Raw genomic sequence first — 17,274 nt, forward strand, 5'->3', positions numbered from 1 at the left:
AGATATTACTTTAGTCGCCAAATCATTTTATGAGAAATACTGTTCGCATAATTATTTGTAAGGTTTTTGCTATATTTGTCAAGTTTATAATTTTATACCTTACATTTTGTTGACATTCATAATCAAAAGGCGTATTATTTTTGGTAAAACAACAGCAGCAGCTCAATGCATTTCTATATTTTGATTAAAACCTTACAAGGAGGCGGTAATGTATGTTAAGTTTAAAAGTTCTTGCGGTGTTGTAAAAAAATTATATGCTTGAAAGGAGCGGATAAAATTGACTGATTTGAACATGTTGCTCGATACTGTTTGGGTACTTATTTCAGCTTTTCTCGTGTTCTTTATGCAGGCAGGGTTTGCTATGGTGGAGACCGGGTTTACCCGGGCAAAAAACGCAAGTAATATAATAATGAAAAACCTCATGGATTTTGCCATCGGTTCTCTTGTGTTTTTTGCAGTCGGGTTTGGAATAATGTTCGGCAAAGATTGGGGAGGTTTAATTGGAACTTCAGGGTTTTTCGGTTCTTTAGACTTGCCTCACCTGGGATTAAAAATCCCGACAGAAGCCTTCCTCATTTTCCAGACGGTGTTTGCCGCAACGGCCGCTACAATAGTTTCCGGTGCAATGGCCGAGAGGACAAAGTTTATTTCTTACGTGATATACAGCGCCGTAATAAGTCTAATAATATACCCCGTGGCAGGTCACTGGGCCTGGGGAGGCGGCTGGCTTTCCAGGCTGGGATTTATTGATTTTGCAGGTTCTACCGTAGTTCATTCCGTAGGCGGATGGGCCGCATTAATGGGAGCCGCAATGGTGGGGCCTCGCATAGGCAAATACGGCGAAGACGGCACAGTTAACAGCATTGCCGGTCACAGTATAACTCTCGGGGCGCTTGGAGTATTTATCCTGTGGTTCGGATGGTTCGGTTTTAATCCGGGCAGTACTCTCGCGGCGGTTCCGGATATCGGCAGAATAGCAGTTACTACCAACCTAGCCGCCGCGGCAGCCGCCACCACCGTCATGATTGTAAGCTGGTTCAAATACGGCAAGCCGGATGTAGGCTTGACTCTAAACGGCGCTTTGGGCGGGCTTGTGGCAATTACCGCGGGAACGGCGGCGGTCAGCTTATGGGGCGCTGTTGCCATAGGCGTAGTTGCAGGTTTAGTAATTATGTATGGGATTGTGTTTATAGACAGGGTATTAAAAATAGACGATCCAGTAGGGGCTATAGCTGTACACGCTCTCTGCGGTGCCACAGGCACTCTGCTTGTAGGGATATTTGCCGTGGACGGCGGGCTTCTTTACGGCGGCGGCACAAGGTTGCTTCTGGTCCAGGCCGCAGGTGTCCTGGCCGTTGCCGCATGGACATTATCCACCACCTTTATACTGTTCAAGACTCTTAAAGCCACCGTGGGCCTGAGGGTCAGCAAAGAAGACGAAATTTTGGGCCTTGACCACAGCGAACACGCAACCCAGGCATACGCCGATTTCGTGCTCAACGGTGTAAAAAAGGCGGCGTGAAAGTAAAAACAGGCGGCGTAAAAGAAAAAGGCCGTACAGCCGCAGTGCTGCACGGCCTTGAAACCTATTTTTTATTATTTTTTACTTTCGGCTCCCGCCGGATGTACTCCATCGCCCTTCTGAATAAAGCAGATTGAATTTCCGAATATGAAAGTTGCTCCGGCAAATCCGTAAATACCTTTATCTCTTCCACCTCAGTATCCTGAAGCGGTCCCAGTTCCTCCGCCCGGGCATAAAAAAGCCTTCCGTAACCCGTGCGGCCGTTCTCTGTAACCGAATAATCGCACAGGGGAATAATATTAAATCTCAATGCACCCGTTTCTTCCGCAAGCTCCCTGCATGCGGTCTCATTTATATCTTCATCTTTTTCCCTGTGTCCCGCAGGCATTTCCCATGCCCTTCTGTCTCTGTTTTTTACAAAAATCCACCCTTCCTTATAGCCGCAGCATATTACCGCAATCTCATGTTCAGATGTCTTAACGGTCCCGATGCTGTAAAAATTTATTTTCAAACCATATCGTCCTTTTTTCTTCTATAATAATTCAAACCTCTTGTAATAAGAATAACAACTCAAGGGCGCTTGAACAGTTTCTTCTCCGCAACACATTCAAAGCTTTCGTAATTAAGAATAACAACCAGTATTTTTTTGTCAATAAGCGGATTTAAAAAATTCTTCCGCGCTGTGATATAATGTTTTTAGATAACCGTGGCGGGCATTCTGGAGTTCCGGGAAGCCTCCTTCCAGGAGGCAAAAAGCCTTCCATGCGATTTTCTCCAGGCCCTGAGCGATTTTTTCTATGAGGGAAAAGCCGTGACTGAACAGGTGTGGTATGATTTTTGCAAAAAATGGTCGGAGAAGCTCTCCTGCGACCCGGACCTGCTGTCCCGGCTGGCTCTGGACTCCGGCCTGGTGGGAAGGTTCATCGGTCTCAAAAGCGACGAAAAATTCATTCATTCGATTTCCTACGGCCCCATGGAGCCGCTCGGCACGATTATGCGTGAGGCCGCATTTAAACTTGCCGGAGAAAATCGAAAATGGCTGGACTCCATCATGAATGCCTTCAAAGACATTGAGGTCAAAACCCCGGAATCATCCGGGCCTTCAGTGGAAAGCTCGCCGGCGCGGATGGCCGGAGGGGGGCCTGCCCTGACAGGCGACGCAAAAGCCGAAGCGCTCAAGACCGTAAAGCGGTTTTTGCAAAACAAGTTGACTGAAATAGCAGAGCTTCATGAAAGCGTCGGGGAAAAGGAAAACCCGCCCATAAGGACTTCAGCAGCGTGCGGCTCACCGAGTCCCTGCCCTGGACTTTTAGATGGGACAGGACCAACGACAAGTTTCGCCTGGCGGTGGATTTCCTGCTGTCAGTGCCGAAAGTAGCCGGGAGGTCGCCGGAAGGCTTTGAGTGGAAGGAGCTGGGTGTACAGGCGCAGCAGGCTATAGGCGGTTCCAAGGTGTTTGACAGAGACAGGGAAAAACTTCTGGACAATTGAAAAGCTTATCCCCCCTGCCGGAAGGATAATCCCCACCGAAAATCGGGCGCTGCTCATCAAGATGTATAAGACCGGATGGTTTAGGAAGGTCATAACCTTTCCTGTCTTGATTATGAAAAATTTACGGAAAAAATAAAAGAAAGGCCCGACCTCTTAAACCGGGAGCAGGAAAGCCTTCTCGACGGGCCCGACGACTGGGACAGGGTTTTTCGGATTTATTAAATACCATGTTATTCCTGAAGCTCCGCTTCTTTATAGCCTTCCCTCGTGACTTCATACACCTCGCTCACGGTCCGGTTGGGCAGCACGCCGGGATTGGCCACGATGCACAGGAATTTGGAAAAGCGGTTGAGATACTGGTCGCCGTGGACGTTGGGGGATACGATGATGAGCTTGCGGTCCAGCACCTCCCGGTATAAATCGAAGATCTCGTGTTTTCTCTCCTCGTCCAGGGCGCTGTCAAACTCGTCCAGCACGTAAAAGGGAGGCCTGTCTTCTATATCGCTCAGCAGCGCCAGGGCAAACACCAGGGAAACCGCCGCCCTTTCCCCTCCGGAAATTCCCTCGCCTACAATCCTGCCGCTTTCCGGAAAGATCTCTTTTCGTCTGTTAAATTTTCAAATTCTGATGATTTTTGTTCCGGCATAGTTTCACCTTAAGTAACGTTCACCCAGTTATTATTAAAAAGCTCCGCCATCTCGTCCACGGTCACAGCAACGGCTGCATTTACATCTCCGGAGCAATGCCTAAATAAAATAATGCAGTCCAGCTACAACCGAATATCGTTTTCCTTTATTATAAATGAAACATATTGTATAATACAAGTTTTTTTATATCTTGTATTCTTTCAAGCAATTGAAGGAATTATAAGACGAATTGCTGCAGGGTAGGATCATCTGCATCCCGGACGGCTCCGCCCAAAATTTCCGCAAGTTCAAGGAAAAGTCGTTGCCCTATATTTTTTTGATTGATATAATAAAAACGAGATTTAATATAAATGACGGTGATTACATGGTATATAATGAAAATATTGAAGAATGCATTTCCCAACTGAAGACCTTCTCATCGCGCCATCGGCAATATCTTAATCGTGTACTAACGCGTATACATGAATATTATGGAAATTCACTCTTGGGCCTGGCAATTTTCGGTTCCTATGCCCGTCTAGAAAACCGGAAAAATTCCGAACGGCAATTTCTGGGAGTGGGAAACGGAAAAAGGAGAATTTTTAGGGGGGACTCAACTGTGAAGGTTGACGGCTTAACTTTATCGTATCTTGAAAAAGCTAGAATCCGTTTTAAAGCACTGGGCTTTTATAAAGAAAATCATGCTTATTCAGATGTGGTAAGGGAAGCTCGGGAAATGGTAGAACTGTTATTGAAAGCTGTGTTGAGAGCTATAGGATTTCAAAACGCCTGCGCAAGGAAAGAGAACTTAGTTTTTGCGGTGCAGAAGATTTTGTACCCACTGAAGAATACGGCCCTGAAGATGCAGAAATGGCCATTGAAGATGCGGAGTTTGTTTTAAAAACCGTTGAGGAAGCATTTAAAAAGGGTGTATAGGTTATAATAAATTTCAAATTGTGAGGAGAAAAAAATGCGCATTGAAATTTATCCCACCGCACAGAGCGTGAAAGATCTGAAAGGTAAAACCGCCATAGTACTAGATGTGCTGAGGGCAACCAGCGTCATAACCACTGCTCTGAATAACGGTGCCGAAAGGGTCATTCCCGTGCCTTCGGTGGAGGAGGCTTTTCATCTGGCGAGAAACCTTAAGGACAACGCTGTTCTGGGGGGAGAAAGAGAAGCGGTAAAGATTCCCGGTTTCGACCTGGGAAATTCGCCGCTCGAATACAAAAAAGAACTGGTGGCGGGAAAAACGGTTATCCTCACCACCAGCAACGGCACCAGAGCCGTAAAGGCCTCCGAAAGTGCGGAGCATATTCTGATAGGATGTTTTTTAAACGCCTCCGGTGCGGCCCTAAAAGCCCTCGAACTGGCTTTTTCCTTAAAAGCCCCCGCTGTGGCGGTGGTGTGCGCCGGCACGCTGGGAGAATTTTCGCTGGATGACGCCACATGCGCCGGTCTCATCGTGGATAGGATGGTCAGTTACATGGAAAAGAAAAATGAAACCCCGGAGCTTTCGGACCTGGCCTTCGCCTGCCGGGACATTTATCTGCAACACCGGAACGACCTGAAAGCCTTCATATCCCACGCAGGCCATTACAGGAGGCTTATGAGCCTGGGCTTCGATAGGGATATAGACTACTGTCTGCGGCAGGATGCTCTGGACTGCGTGCCGGTGTATGACAAAAAAAGTTTGGCTATAAAGCCATCGGCGGGCTAAACCGGAATAGGTTCTCGCTGATGGAAGGTTGTAAGTTTCGGCAACAATAAAATCTGAAGCAGGCAAAAGTTTAAAATCCTACCGGGATATACTTGAAATAAGATAGTGACCGTCCTTTTCCACAAAGCTTATTTCCACCCCTTCAGCAGGGCCCGAGATTATCTTTATGGGTCCCCGGCGCTCCACCAGCGGATCGTTCAAATCTATCTGCCACCGTTGGCCCAGCGGTTTTTGCATAAGTTTGAGCTCTTTTGCCCTGTGCCCAACGAAGGAAACCCCCGCGCGCACATGAGGCCATCGGGCGGAGGGGCGGGATGAAGACCATATGACCTTCCACCTGCCGTCTTCCAGGCGCAGCAGCCTGTATACGGGAACGGGACTTCCGCTGCCGCCGGTGGCGGAATCATATATTACACCCATCTCCGCCGCATCGTTCCGGCCCGTGGAAAGGCGGGCGTTCATGACGGTGAAGGTTGGGGAAAACCTGACGCCTTTCAGGCGTCTGAGAGCCCTGTCGGCCGGCATCAACGCCAGGGTCTTCTCGCTGGAGTCTTCCTTAAAGAGGCTCTCTGTTATTTCCAGGAACTTGCGGTAAGAATCCTCCGCTTTATCGTATTGTCTGAGCCCTTCATAGCTCTTTCCCAGGTTGAGCAAAGCCTCGCATTTTATGGCGAGACCCATCGCCTCTCTGAATTAATTTTATTTTGCATGGGTATATTTTATTATTTCCACGTCCTGAAGAATTATCATAAGGCCTTCCTGTATCATGTCATTCAATTTGGCCACTATGGCTTCAATTTTTTCAGGAACATCTACTATCTCCAGAACTACTGGCAAATCTTCGGACAGCCTGAGTATCTGAGTGGTATGGATGCGGCTGTTTGCGCCAAATCCTTCAATACCCCTGTAAACAGTCACACCCATCATACCTTCTTTTTTGATGAGCTTTACAATTGCATGAAAAAGCGGTTCCCCGTGCCATTTGTCAGACTCGCCGATAAATATTTTGAGCATTTTCCCTTTACTTTGTGATCTCACAAATCCACCTCCTCACACAAGGATTTTGGCCAGGGTTGTTCCGAGCCATACAGCAAAAAGTCCGATAAAAAGATTTAAAATCACATTAAGCCCCGCGAAGAATAGATTCCCCTCACGCAAAAATTGAAAGGTTTCATAAGAAAATGTGGAAAATGTTGTAAGCGCACCCATGATTCCTGTGGTTACAAATAACCTGATATTGACGTCGAGGGTTCCCATTTCGGCGCCGTAAGTCATAACAAAACTCATAATAAAACATCCTGTTACATTTACTATAAGTGTTCCATACGGGAAAAACGGGCCAAAAGATTCCACCGCCCACCCCGATATAACATATCTTAAAATTCCTCCTATGAAACTGCCAATTCCCACTGCCAGTGTTCGTATTATCAACCACACCACCCTTATTTTTTGTGATTTTTTAAATGAATAAAGCTCCTACTTTTTTTAATTAAGTTAAAGTAGGAGCCATCAGCATTTCGCCATGTGGTGAGCCCCATCACCGTAAATTATAAGCTGAATTTAAAATGATTGTCAGCATAAATATAAATGCAAGTTACATACGGCTGCAGCTTCGACAAACATATATGAATATATTATAACATGAAAATATTATTTTTTCTATTATAATTTTTAAATGGCTTAAACTGACGGCCCATTGCTAGACAGGCTTTTTGCTGCAAATAAGCTCTTTCCTTTATCTGCCCGCCTATGCAGCAAGTCTTCTATAAAAACGGCTATACCGTCTTCATCGTTGCTGGCGGTAACATGGTCCGCCTTCTGTTTCACCAGCTCCGGCCCGTTACCCATGGCCACCCCGAGTCCGGCGTATTCCAGCATGGGTATGTCGTTTATATTGTCGCCGATGGCTATGATCTCGTCCCTCTCTATGCCCAGGCTTTCGGCCAGCACCGCCAGGCCCCTGGCCTTTGAAACTTCCCCGTTTAATATATCCACGGTATTTTTGATGGCCGTCGTCAAGAAAATCCTGCCCCCAAATTTTTGGGAAATTTCCCTTTTAAAAACATCCAGTTCCTCCGGGTCCGCCGAGACGACTATTTTGGCCGGAGGCCCGTCCATCAATCTGGCGGCCCCGAAAAGGTCGCCTCCATTTTTTACGGGAACAAACACCATATCCCGAAGATAATTATAACATCCCCGGATGGAGTATCTCCTGGAAAGCTTTATGAACCGCTTAATTTGCAGCAGGTGGTAATCTTTTCCGGCAAATATCTTATAATCTTCCATAAAAATCTGCACGCTCAAGCTCCTGTACTTTGAGGCAATCCACAAAATATCCAGAGCTATCTCCTTGGGCAGAGGTTTAAAAAAGGTGGTTTCTCCAGTATATACATCTTTTATCAGGGCCCCGTCGTTGCATATCAGAGGTGCGTTTATACCTATAACCCTCGCAATACGCCTGGCACTATGATAAAACCTGCCGGTGGCGATAGTAACCTTCAGCCCTGACTCCACAGCCGCCGCCAGCGCCTTCAGGGTGCGGACGGTAACGGTAAAATTGCTTGTGATGAGGGTACCGTCAATGTCAAGAGCTATCAATTTAAAATCGCGACTCATTTAGATTCTCCTTAATTTTTGTCACCGCGGGTGTAAATTTCCCCCTGGCAACAAAAGGGAATTGCAAAATATCCTTCCCGCTGAAAATTCCTTAATTATCCCATTGTTTTGTTGACTGCCTTTCTCCAGTCCAGGTCTCCCCTCATTAATCCCTTTATAAGGACTTCAGCTGTAGCGAGGTTGGTCGCCAGAGGCACATTGTGAACATCGCAAACCCTCATAAGGGCATTTATGTCCGGTTCATGCGGCTGAGCCGTCAGGGGATCTCTCAAAAATATGACCAGGTCTATTCCCTCTTCGGCCACCATACCCCCTATCTGCTGGTCTCCCCCCAGCGGTCCGGACCGGCACCGATGAACTTCCAGCCCAGTGGCCTCCATTATAAGTTTTCCAGTTGTACCCGTCGCGTATAGTTTATGCTGCTTGAGGATATCCCTGTAAGCAATGGCGAATTCTATCATTTTTTCTTTCTTGGCATCATGTGCTATAAGGGCTATATTCATGCCTGCCGACCCCCGCAATTAATTATAATTAATTATGATTTTCCATTACATATATTCTACAATCAACTTTAGTTTTCCTGGTTCAAAAAAGCTCACGCGGCGCTTATGGTTCAAGCCGCTGGCTGCGTCTGTGAATTCCGCCAGATGGCAAATCTGTTTTCCCGGGCTGACTTTAGCAAACGTTCCATTTGCCGGTCCTGGTTGTCCGCGTCGGCCTGCTTCTTGGAGGATAGCCGGGCGTAAAGCACGCCTAATTTTTTTGCCGCTTTGCTGATGGTTAATAGTTCCTTAGCTTTATGGTAACTGTTTTGTTATGTTTGGTCAATATTTGTCGACCTGTTGGTATCTGCTGCAAACCTCCGGAAGTATATCTGAGCCGATTTTAAAATACTCCCGCCCCAAAGCGGGAGTTAAAAAATATTCATGAAGACACCATATCGGTTATAATCTCAATGAATTTCTGGCCAGCCCGGCGGGAGATGTCCAGCACCTCCTGGTGGGACAGGGGGCTTTGGGAGATGCCCGCCGCCATGTTGGTGATGCACGAAAGGCCGAAAACCCGGATGCCCATCTGTCTTGCGGCTATAACTTCCGGAACCGTGGACATGCCCACGGCATCGGCTCCGAGGATCTTAAGCATCCTGATCTCGGCGGGGGTCTCGTAGCTCGGACCCTTGAGATAGGCGTATACCCCTTCCTTATACTCCGTGTTGTTTTTTGTAAAAACCTGCCTTGCCCTGTTTATTAGTTCCCGGTCATAGGCAAAGGTCATATCGAAAAACCGGGGGCCCAACTCGGGGATTTCGTCACCTGCCGCCGGATTTTCACCGGAAAGATTTATGTGGTCTTTTATCACCATCAGGTCGCCGGGTTTTAAGTCGGGGTTAATGCCCCCGGCGGCGTTGGTGACAAAGAGTTCCCGGATGCCCAGCAGGCCCATAACCCTCACTCCGAACACCACCGAGGATACGGGATAGCCTTCATAAAGGTGAATCCTCCCCTGCATCACGACCACATCTCTGCCCCGCAGCCTTCCGAAAATGAGATTTCCCTTATGCCCCTTTACCGTGGACACCGGGAAACCCGGTATTCGGGAAAAGGGTATGGCGATGCCGTCCTCCACCAGCTCGGCCAGTTCCCCCAGGCCGCTGCCCAGGACAATGCCTGTAGACGGCCTTGTCTCTGTTTTTTCTTTTATGTATTCTACGGCCTTTAAAACATCATCAAGGTAAGACACCCTTTCACCTCCTCAAAATTCACCGCAAAATCCTGTGCTTGAAGCTTTCGCCGCATTCCAATCTTTCGCATCCCAGGAGGTCGGCTACAGTCTGGCCGATGTCGGAAAACGAGGAAAGCACGCCCAGGTCAACTCCCTTTTTTATACTTTCACCGGCTACCAGCACCGGCACGTATTCCCGGGAATGGTCGGTGCTCTCGGTGGTGGGGTCACAGCCGTGGTCGGCTGTAATCACCAGCACGTCGCCCTCCCTTAAGTTTGACAGAATCTCGGGGAGCCGCGCGTCGAAGTCTTCCAGGGCCCGGGCGTATCCGGCAGGGTCGTTGCGGTGGCCGTAGAGCATGTCGTAGTCCACCAGATTGGTAAAGATAAGTCCCCGGTCCAGCCTGCCCATGGCGGCGATGGTCTTGTCCACGCCGTCCATGTTGCCCTCGGTGTGGTATGCTTCTGTAATGCCCTGGCCCGCAAATATATCCCATATCTTGCCCACCGCCAGCACCTTCATGCCTGCCTGCTGCACCATATCCAGCAGCGTCTTTTTCGGGGGCTTGAGGGAAAAATCGGCCCGGTTGTACGTCCTCACAAAATTCCCCGGCTTCCCGACGAAGGGCCTGGCAATCACCCTGGCCACCGCATGTTCTCCCCGCAGTATTTCCCGGGCAATCCGGCACATCTCGTAAAGGCGCTCCAGGGGTATTACCTCTTCGTGGGCGGCAATCTGGAACACCGAGTCGGCCGAGGTGTAGACTATCGGGCAGCCGGTGTTCATGTGAAGTTCCCCCAGTTCCTTTATTATCTCGGTCCCTGAAGCCGCCCTGTTCCCCAGGATTTTTGTCCCGATCCTTTTTTCAAATTCCCGAATCACTTCTTCCGGAAAGCCGTGCGGGTATACGGGAAACGGTCTTTCGGATATAATGCCCGCCAGCTCCCAGTGGCCCGTGGTGGTGTCCTTGCCCGCCGATTTTTCCGCGGCCTTGCCGTAAGATGCTTGAGGATTCGCCTCCGGCGCCACCCCTTCGATGGGGATTATGTTCCCCAGGCCGAGCTTTTGCATGTGAGGAAGTTTCAGCCCTCCCACCGCCCTTGCTGTGTTGGCCAGGGTGTTGCTCCCCTCATCCCCGTATTTTGCGGCATCGGGCAGTTCTCCTGCACCGACGCTGTCGAGAACGATTAACACTACTCTCTTAACCATGTCCACCAGCCTTCTTTCTAAAACTCCCGGATGCCGTCCCGGGTTATCCTGGCCCGAATCACTTTCCTTTTTTCCACTTCCTGCTCTGAAAACTCATAAGCCTGTGCCACTTCATCCACAGCCCATTTCAACCTCTCTTGATCATCGGCCAGCACCCTGGCAAAAGGTTCGCCCTTTTCAATCCTGTCTCCCACTTTGGCATATATCCATACACCCACACCCGGGTTTATCACATCGTCTTTCTTCTGCCTGCCGGCGCCCAGTTTCATGGCGGCAAGCCCTATCCTCATGGCATCAATTCTCTTTACATATCCGCTTTTATCTGCCGCCACTTCCTGCCGGAATCGAGCGCCGGGGAGCAGGGAATAGTCGTCCAGCGCCGCGGGGTCTCCCCCCTGGTTAAGTACGATTTGCCTGAATTTCTCCATGGCCTTCCCGTTTTTAATGTTGTCTTCCAGCATCTTTTTCGCCCTCTGCCTGTCCTTTTCCACACCCGCAAGGCACATCATCTCCGAGCCCAGCTCAAGGCAAAGGCAAACCAGGTCTCTGTGCCCCCGGCCTTTCAGAGTTTCCGCCGCCTCCATCACCTCTATGGCGTTTCCCACCGCTGTGCCGAGGGGCTGGTCCATGTCGGTGATGAAAGCCACCGTCTCCCTGCCGGCCAGATTGCCGATTTTTACCATCAATTTGCCCAGTTCCAGGGCGCCTTCATATTCTTTCATAAATGCGCCGCTGCCGTATTTTACATCCAGCACGATTTTGTCGGCGCCGCCCGCTATCTTCTTGCTCATTATGGAGCTGGCAATAAGGGGTATGGAATCCACCGTGGCGGTCACGTCCCTCAAAGCATAAAGTTTTTTGTCCGCCGGCACCAGGTTCCGGGACTGGCCCGTGATGGCGGCTCCCACCCGGTTTACGCTGCGGGTGAATTCCTCAGCCGAAAGCTCAGTCCGGAATCCCGGTATGGACTCCAGCTTGTCAATGGTGCCCCCTGTGTGGCCCAGGCCTCTCCCGGACATCTTGGCCACCCTGACCCCGGCCGAAGCCACCAGGGGTATAAGCACCAGGGTAGTGGTGTCGGCTATGCCCCCGCTGGAGTGCTTGTCGACCTTGATGCCATCAATACCCGAAAGGTCCACCATCTCACCGGACCCTGCCATGGCCATGGTAAGGTGGGTGGTCTCCTCTTCATCCAAACCCCGAAAATATACGGCCATAAGCAGGGCCGATACCTGGTAATCCGGAATATCTCCCTTTACATACCCGCTTACCACGAATTGTATTTCCTCTTGCGACAGCTTATGTCCCCTTTTCTTTTTTTCGATGATGTCAGGCATGAAAAGCATACAATTCACCTGCCTGTAAGTGTTTTTTCACAGCCTGAAACCGTATGGCAAAAGCTCCTCCACGGTCATGCGCCTTACCCTGGAGCCGTCCCTGTTGGAAAGGTATATGACGGCTTTGGGGGCGAGCTCCAGCATCACCTGGCGGCAGGCCCCGCAGGGCGACACCGGTTCATCCACATCCGCCGCCACGGCCATGGCCACTATGTCTTCTTTGCCCTCGGAACGCGCCTTAAAGAGGGTCACTCTCTCGGCACACATGGTAAGGCCGTAAGACGAGTTTTCAATGTTGCACCCGGTGATCTCCGATCCGTCGGAGCACAGAACGCACGCCCCCACGGGGAAATGCGAATAGGGCGCATAGGCGAATTTCTTAGCCGAAACGGCCTTTTCTATCAACTTATTTTCATCAATTTTCATCTTACACCACCCTATCTATCCTTCAAAAAATTGTTACCCTTCTATATTCTTTCCGCCAAAATGTTTTCGCAAAATGCGTCTTTGAATCTGCGGCTTCGCCGTTCGACGATGCTGCGGCGATTTCCGGTGCGGGCATTGTAAACACTCTCCTGAAACAGTATATTGCAACGCTTATTTGGACCTGCCGTGTTTTTTTGACTTAGACTCTCTTCCTCACTATGTAAAACCTGAATTTCTGCGGAGAGAAAAAGTTGGAAGAATACAGCACCGGCACATCCCTGTCATCGTAGTGAAGCTGGTCCAGTAGCAGCAACACTTCGGACCTGGAACTCATGTGGAGCTTTTTGTAAACCCCGGCGGTCTCTGCTTTTATCGGGATTATGTCGGATACTGCATAAGAGATGTATATACCCAGTTCCTGCTGCAGACAGTCAAAAAGCGATTCACGCTCCAGGAGAAAGTCTTCCCCCATATATTTTGCCGGTATCCTGTCTATGCAGAAAAGCACCGGCACGCCGTCGGCGGTCCTCACCCTCTCAATCCTGTATATTTCATCATCTTTCGATATTTTGAGCATTGCGGCCTCTTTTTCCGATGGAAGGGTTTTTTGGATGCAGACATCCTTTGTGCCCGGTTTCATGCCCTGTTTTTCGATGAGCCTTGTGATGCTGGCCAGCTGCTCCATGCCGCTCTTTATCACCGGCGGTTTTGATACAAAGGTACCCACACCGTGGCAGCGCTTTATCAGGCCTTCATCCTCCAGTATCCTGAAGGCCTCCCGCAGGGTGGCGCGGCTTACCCCGAGCTGCCCGGCCAGGGCGATTTCCGATGGCAGTTTTTCTCCTTCCTTCAGCCTGCCGCTGGAAATCATGTCTTTTATCTGGTTTACCACCATTTCATACCTGGGGGCCAGGTTCACGTTCCCAACTCCTTCGCATTTTTCACAGTCATATCAGCCGGAACTCCTGTCGTACGGCACGCCGTCGGCCGCCGGCGCGGTGGATTTCCTCACCACTCCGGTGAGCACCACCAGTGTGAGGACGTAGGGAATCATCTTAATGAACTGATAGGGTATGACGCCCCCCTCCACCACCCTGAAGCTCAGGGATTCGGCAAAGCCGAAGAGCAGTGACGCCCAGAAGGCGCCGCCGGGCGTCCAGTTGCCGAAAATCACGGCTGCCAGGGCTATAAAGCCCTTGCCCTGGGTCATGCCTTCCACGTACATGCCCGTATGCTCCAGAGCCAGGTACGCACCGGCAAGGCCCGCCAGGAGGCCGCTGATGAGCACACCTGCATACTTCATTTTGAATACGTTAATGCCAAGGGTGTCCGCCGCCAGAGGTTTTTCACCCACGGACCTGAGCCTCAGCCCGAAGACGGTCCTGTAAATGATGTAGTTGGAAACCGGCACCAGCAGTACGGCCAGAATTATAACCGGCGAAAAACCGGTCAAAAGGGGCTTTAAGAAAGAACCGTCGGGAAGAGGAATATTAATGGGCGCAAGCCCCTGGACATGCGGCGAGGTGGAAGCCTTCTGGAATATGGCCTGACTCAAAAACCGCGAGCTGCCGTAGGCCAGGATATTGAGGGCCACGCCGCTCACCACCTGGTCCACCCTGAAGGTCACGGTGGCGACGGCGTGTATCAGGGCCAAAAACAAGCCTGCTGTCATGGCGAGCGCAAAACCGCCTAAAGGCCCGTAAAAATAAGATCCCAGGGCCCCCCAGAAGGAACCCACTATCATCATGCCTTCCAGGCCGATGTTGACAACCCCAGCCCTCTCGGTGTAGACGCCCCCCAGGGCCGCCAGCAGGATGGGTATCGCCATCCTGAGGCTGGAAGCAATGAGTTCGGCTGCAAACATTTAAGCCACCTCCTTTTTTTCCAGGCGCTTGATAAAGTCGTTCATCACCTTCACCACGATGACGATGGTGAGAATCATGGCGGCCTGGAGTATTACCACGGTGTCCATGGGCACATTGAGCAGAGTCTGGATGCCCTCCGCGCCTCGCTTCAAGAATCCGAACAGTACGGCCGAAGCTATGATGCCGAAGGGGTTGTTCTGGCCTATCAGCGCCACCGCTATGCCGTCAAATCCATATCCTCTTGGAAAATCCAGATCCATGTACTTGAAATAACCGAGAAGGTCCGAAAGACCCACCATGCCCGCAATGGCTCCGCTCAGCAAAAAACCCGCAAAATAAACCCCCGCCGGGTTTATGCCCGCCGCCCTGGCAGCCTCGGGATTGTGGCCGACGGCCCTTATCTCATAGCCGAAAGGTGTGCGGAGGATGAGGTAATACACCGCCATCGCCAGGGCAATGCTTATGGGGAAAAACCAGTTGAGGTACACGTGCTTCGGCAGGTCGATACCGAAAATCCGCAGAAAATCGTGCATCCTGGGTATCAGAGCGGTAGGGGCGAGTTTCGGGGTGCGCATGGTAAACGACCCCAGGCCCTGTATCATTTTCTGACTTCTGTCCAGGAAGACATCGGATATCATGTAGTGTATAAAAGAATAGGATATGTAGTTGAGCATTATGGTGCTGATGACCTCGTGAACACCGCGCTTCACCTTCAGGTATATGGGTAGAAAGGACCAGGCCATCCCGCCGATGATGCCCATTAATATTACCAGGGGCAGGTGGACAAATGCGGGCAGCCCCTTTATGGAAAATCCCGTCAGGGCGGCCAGAAATGCGCCCATGAGGTACTGGCCCTCTATGCCTATGTTGAAAAGCCCCATTTTAAAACCGATGGACACTGCCAGCCCGGAAAATATCAGCGGTGTCGAGTTGTAGAGGATGATCGCTATGCTGTCCGCCCGGCGGAAGCTGAATTTGAACATGGTGTAAAACACCTGCCAGGGGCTTTTGTTAATGGCGATGATGACAAACGAACTCAAAAGGCTGGCAAGAATTATGGCCAGCACCGGCGCCAGGATCTTTAAAGCCAGAATCCTGTAATCCCTTTTCATGCGCTTTCACCCGCTTTCTTTTCTCCTCCGAGCATGTAAACGCCCACGTCTTCGAGGGTGACCTCCTCGGGTCTGAATTCCGCCACTATTTTGCCGTTGTACATGACCCCCACCCTGTCCGAAACGGAAATCACCTCTTCCAGGTCCGCTGAAATGAGCAGCACCGCCCTGCCCTCATCCCTCTTTTTCAAGAGTTCCTTATGGACAAACTCCGCGGCGCCTATGTCAAGGCCCCGGGTGGGCTGTGAGGCTATGATGACCGAAGGCTGCTGCGACAGCTCTCTTCCAAGGATGACCTTTTGCTGGTTACCCCCCGAAAGGTCGTCCACAGTCTGATTGATGGAACTCACTTTTATGGAATATTCTTTAACCTTTTCGTCGGTGAAATTCATGGCATCCCTGACCTTTAAAAACAGGCGCCGGTAAAAGCGCTCTTTCCGCTGGAACCCCAGTATGGCGTTTTCCCACACTTTCATGGGCAGCACCAGGCCGTGCCGGTGCCTGTCTTCCGGGATATAAGCGATGCCCAGGTCTTTTATGCGCCTTAGGGAAAGGCCCGCAGTGTCGCTGCCGCAAACCCTTACCTTCCCTCCGGAAATCTCCCTGAGCCCTATTATGGCCTCCGCCAGTTCCTTCTGGCCGTTGCCCTCGATTCCGGCGATGCCGTATATCTCGCCGCCCCTCACTTCGAAGGAAACCCCGCATACCACTTCCTTGCCGTCCTTTTCTTTCACCTTCAGGTTTTCCACCGAAAGCAGGGGTTTGCCCGGCCGGGCGGCTTTCTTTTCCAGTTTCATCAACACCGGCTTCCCCACCATCATCCGCGCCAGCTGCTCTTTTGTCATCTCTCCGGGCTTCATGGTACCCATTACCTGGCCCCGCCTCAGTACCGTGATCCTGTCGGCTATCTCCAGCACCTCGTCCAGCTTGTGGCTTATAAATATTATGGTCTTGCCTTCCTTTTTGAGCAGCCTCAAGTTCACAAAAAGCTCCTTCACTTCCTGAGGCGCCAGCACGGCCGTAGGCTCGTCCAGCACCAGGATGTCGGCTCCCCGGTAGAGCACCTTAAGTATTTCCACCCTCTGGGCCTGGCCCACCGATATGTCTTCCACCCTGGCGTCCAGGTCCACGGAAAAATTGTAAAGGCCCATGAGTTCCTGGATGGTTTTGCGGCACATGTCATAGTCCACCGCAAAATTTTTCCTCTTTTCGGCTCCCAGGATGATGTTCTCCAGCACGGTAAAGCGATCCACCAGCATAAAATGCTGGTGCACCATGCCTATCCCCAGCTCTATGGCCCTGTGGGGAGAATTTATCCTCTGCTTTTTCCCGAAGATGTAAATCTCTCCCTCGTCGGGCTGGTAGAGCCCCGCCAGGATTTTCATGAGGGTGCTCTTGCCCGCCCCATTTTCGCCCACAATGGCATGGATTTCTCCCTTATGTATCTCCAGGTTTACATCTCTGTTGGCCACAATTCCCGGAAACCGCTTGGTAATGTGTTTTAAAGTTACGGCGAAATCCAAAATTTTCTCCTCCCCCGTAGCGTAGCGTTTTTCTGAAACTGTGTCACCCCACGGCAATCCTTTTTAGCATCCGGCGCTGTTTTATGTAATTCTACCCCCTTTTA

20 protein-coding genes and 1 riboswitch are annotated in these 17,274 nt (G+C 50.5%); of the genes, 5 read left to right on the forward strand and 15 right to left on the reverse strand.

Features of this window, described 5'->3' with window-relative positions; translation table 11 throughout:
- Window positions 1–292 precede the first annotated feature (292 nt).
- Window positions 293–1,522, forward strand: a complete 1,230-nt coding sequence (locus ACKX14_RS03620) for an ammonium transporter (protein WP_422444915.1) — start codon at window positions 293–295, stop codon at window positions 1,520–1,522.
- A 64-nt stretch (window positions 1,523–1,586) separates the two neighbouring features.
- Here the strand turns inward: ACKX14_RS03620 and ACKX14_RS03625 are convergent, their stop codons facing one another.
- Window positions 1,587–2,033: an NUDIX hydrolase gene (locus ACKX14_RS03625; protein ID WP_422444747.1), complete on the reverse strand. Its 447-nt coding sequence runs from the start codon at window positions 2,031–2,033 to the stop codon at window positions 1,587–1,589.
- A gap of 300 nt (window positions 2,034–2,333) precedes the next feature.
- Here ACKX14_RS03625 and ACKX14_RS03630 point away from each other — a divergent pair, with 300 nt between their 5' ends.
- Together ACKX14_RS03630 and ACKX14_RS03635 are read left to right on the forward strand one after the other, a co-directional pair.
- Window positions 2,334–2,900, forward strand: coding sequence for a hypothetical protein (locus ACKX14_RS03630; protein ID WP_422444749.1), 567 nt, complete (start codon window positions 2,334–2,336; stop codon window positions 2,898–2,900).
- Complete coding sequence (locus ACKX14_RS03635) at window positions 2,888–3,013, forward strand: hypothetical protein (RefSeq protein WP_422444751.1); 126 nt, start codon at window positions 2,888–2,890, stop codon at window positions 3,011–3,013. The genes ACKX14_RS03630 and ACKX14_RS03635 overlap by 13 nt, the downstream gene beginning before the upstream one ends.
- A 230-nt stretch (window positions 3,014–3,243) precedes the next feature.
- On the opposite strand, the gene ACKX14_RS03640 is transcribed toward ACKX14_RS03635, so the two are convergent.
- A complete protein-coding gene (locus ACKX14_RS03640) occupies window positions 3,244–3,540 on the reverse strand; it encodes a P-loop NTPase family protein (protein ID WP_422444752.1) in 297 nt (98 codons plus the stop codon).
- 718 nt (window positions 3,541–4,258) lie between these two features.
- On the opposite strand from ACKX14_RS03640, the gene ACKX14_RS03645 reads away from it, so the two are divergent.
- Window positions 4,259–4,540: a HEPN domain-containing protein gene (locus ACKX14_RS03645; RefSeq protein ID WP_422444753.1), complete on the forward strand. Its 282-nt coding sequence runs from the start codon at window positions 4,259–4,261 to the stop codon at window positions 4,538–4,540.
- A gap of 69 nt (window positions 4,541–4,609) precedes the next feature.
- Entirely contained in the window at window positions 4,610–5,359 is a 750-nt protein-coding gene (locus ACKX14_RS03650; protein WP_422444754.1) for a 2-phosphosulfolactate phosphatase, read from the forward strand.
- Window positions 5,360–5,437: 78 nt separating this feature from the next.
- On the opposite strand, the gene ACKX14_RS03655 is transcribed toward ACKX14_RS03650, so the two are convergent.
- The 13 genes from ACKX14_RS03655 to ACKX14_RS03715 all read right to left on the reverse strand — a co-directional run bounded on the left by ACKX14_RS03655 (window position 5,438) and on the right by ACKX14_RS03715 (window position 17,170).
- Window positions 5,438–6,040, reverse strand: a complete 603-nt coding sequence (locus ACKX14_RS03655) for a tetratricopeptide repeat protein (protein WP_422444756.1) — start codon at window positions 6,038–6,040, stop codon at window positions 5,438–5,440.
- 18 nt (window positions 6,041–6,058) lie between these two features.
- On the reverse strand, window positions 6,059–6,397 hold the full coding sequence (locus ACKX14_RS03660) for a DUF190 domain-containing protein (RefSeq protein ID WP_422444758.1): 339 nt from the start codon (window positions 6,395–6,397) through the stop codon (window positions 6,059–6,061).
- A 12-nt stretch (window positions 6,398–6,409) separates the two neighbouring features.
- Window positions 6,410–6,790, reverse strand: coding sequence for a fluoride efflux transporter CrcB (crcB, locus tag ACKX14_RS03665; RefSeq protein ID WP_422444760.1), 381 nt, complete (start codon window positions 6,788–6,790; stop codon window positions 6,410–6,412).
- A 62-nt stretch (window positions 6,791–6,852) separates the two neighbouring features.
- Window positions 6,853–6,910, reverse strand: a riboswitch (Fluoride riboswitch).
- Between the two features lie 129 nt (window positions 6,911–7,039).
- Entirely contained in the window at window positions 7,040–7,975 is a 936-nt protein-coding gene (locus tag ACKX14_RS03670; protein WP_422444762.1) for a Cof-type HAD-IIB family hydrolase, read from the reverse strand.
- Between the two features lie 95 nt (window positions 7,976–8,070).
- On the reverse strand, window positions 8,071–8,478 hold the full coding sequence (locus tag ACKX14_RS03675; RefSeq protein ID WP_422444764.1) for a methylglyoxal synthase: 408 nt from the start codon (window positions 8,476–8,478) through the stop codon (window positions 8,071–8,073).
- A gap of 421 nt (window positions 8,479–8,899) precedes the next feature.
- Complete coding sequence (locus ACKX14_RS03680; protein WP_422444766.1) at window positions 8,900–9,715, reverse strand: purine-nucleoside phosphorylase; 816 nt, start codon at window positions 9,713–9,715, stop codon at window positions 8,900–8,902.
- Between the two features lie 19 nt (window positions 9,716–9,734).
- Window positions 9,735–10,907: a phosphopentomutase gene (locus tag ACKX14_RS03685; RefSeq protein ID WP_422444768.1), complete on the reverse strand. Its 1,173-nt coding sequence runs from the start codon at window positions 10,905–10,907 to the stop codon at window positions 9,735–9,737.
- Window positions 10,908–10,924: 17 nt separating this feature from the next.
- Window positions 10,925–12,253 (reverse strand): pyrimidine-nucleoside phosphorylase, encoded by a 1,329-nt coding sequence (locus tag ACKX14_RS03690; protein WP_422444770.1) that lies wholly within the window; start codon window positions 12,251–12,253, stop codon window positions 10,925–10,927.
- A 27-nt stretch (window positions 12,254–12,280) separates the two neighbouring features.
- Entirely contained in the window at window positions 12,281–12,670 is a 390-nt protein-coding gene (locus ACKX14_RS03695; protein WP_422444772.1) for a cytidine deaminase, read from the reverse strand.
- Window positions 12,671–12,869: 199 nt separating this feature from the next.
- A complete protein-coding gene (locus ACKX14_RS03700; protein WP_422444917.1) occupies window positions 12,870–13,565 on the reverse strand; it encodes a GntR family transcriptional regulator in 696 nt (231 codons plus the stop codon).
- A gap of 57 nt (window positions 13,566–13,622) precedes the next feature.
- Window positions 13,623–14,534, reverse strand: coding sequence for an ABC transporter permease (locus ACKX14_RS03705; RefSeq protein WP_422444774.1), 912 nt, complete (start codon window positions 14,532–14,534; stop codon window positions 13,623–13,625).
- Window positions 14,535–15,647 carry an ABC transporter permease gene (locus ACKX14_RS03710; protein WP_422444776.1) on the reverse strand — a complete coding sequence of 371 codons (1,113 nt, stop codon included), beginning with the start codon at window positions 15,645–15,647 and terminating at the stop codon, window positions 14,535–14,537. It abuts the gene before it with no gap.
- Entirely contained in the window at window positions 15,644–17,170 is a 1,527-nt protein-coding gene (locus ACKX14_RS03715; protein ID WP_422444778.1) for an ABC transporter ATP-binding protein, read from the reverse strand. The genes ACKX14_RS03710 and ACKX14_RS03715 overlap by 4 nt, the downstream gene beginning before the upstream one ends.
- Window positions 17,171–17,274: the final 104 nt, after the last annotated feature.

The sequence above is a fragment of the Thermorhabdus hydrogeniformans genome (assembly GCF_049310025.1).
Classification (GTDB): Bacteria; Bacillota; Thermosediminibacteria; order Thermosediminibacterales; family Tepidanaerobacteraceae; genus JBJYKD01.

Excerpts from the sequence above, each read along its gene's own strand:
- ACKX14_RS03700 (WP_422444917.1), bottom strand. The coding sequence starts at position 13,565 with ATGGTGGTAAACCAGATAAAAGACATGATTTCCAGCGGCAGGCTGAAG.
- ACKX14_RS03710 (WP_422444776.1), bottom strand. The coding sequence starts at position 15,647 with ATGAAAAGGGATTACAGGATTCTGGCTTTAAAGATCCTGGCGCCGGTG.
- ACKX14_RS03655 (WP_422444756.1), bottom strand. The coding sequence starts at position 6,040 with ATGGGTCTCGCCATAAAATGCGAGGCTTTGCTCAACCTGGGAAAGAGC.
- ACKX14_RS03685 (WP_422444768.1), bottom strand. The coding sequence starts at position 10,907 with ATGGTTAAGAGAGTAGTGTTAATCGTTCTCGACAGCGTCGGTGCAGGA.
- ACKX14_RS03650 (WP_422444754.1), top strand. The coding sequence starts at position 4,610 with ATGCGCATTGAAATTTATCCCACCGCACAGAGCGTGAAAGATCTGAAA.
- ACKX14_RS03675 (WP_422444764.1), bottom strand. The coding sequence starts at position 8,478 with ATGAATATAGCCCTTATAGCACATGATGCCAAGAAAGAAAAAATGATA.
- ACKX14_RS03695 (WP_422444772.1), bottom strand. The coding sequence starts at position 12,670 with ATGAAAATTGATGAAAATAAGTTGATAGAAAAGGCCGTTTCGGCTAAG.
- ACKX14_RS03620 (WP_422444915.1), top strand. The coding sequence starts at position 293 with ATGTTGCTCGATACTGTTTGGGTACTTATTTCAGCTTTTCTCGTGTTC.
- ACKX14_RS03705 (WP_422444774.1), bottom strand. The coding sequence starts at position 14,534 with ATGTTTGCAGCCGAACTCATTGCTTCCAGCCTCAGGATGGCGATACCC.
- ACKX14_RS03670 (WP_422444762.1), bottom strand. The coding sequence starts at position 7,975 with ATGAGTCGCGATTTTAAATTGATAGCTCTTGACATTGACGGTACCCTC.
- ACKX14_RS03690 (WP_422444770.1), bottom strand. The coding sequence starts at position 12,253 with ATGCTTTTCATGCCTGACATCATCGAAAAAAAGAAAAGGGGACATAAG.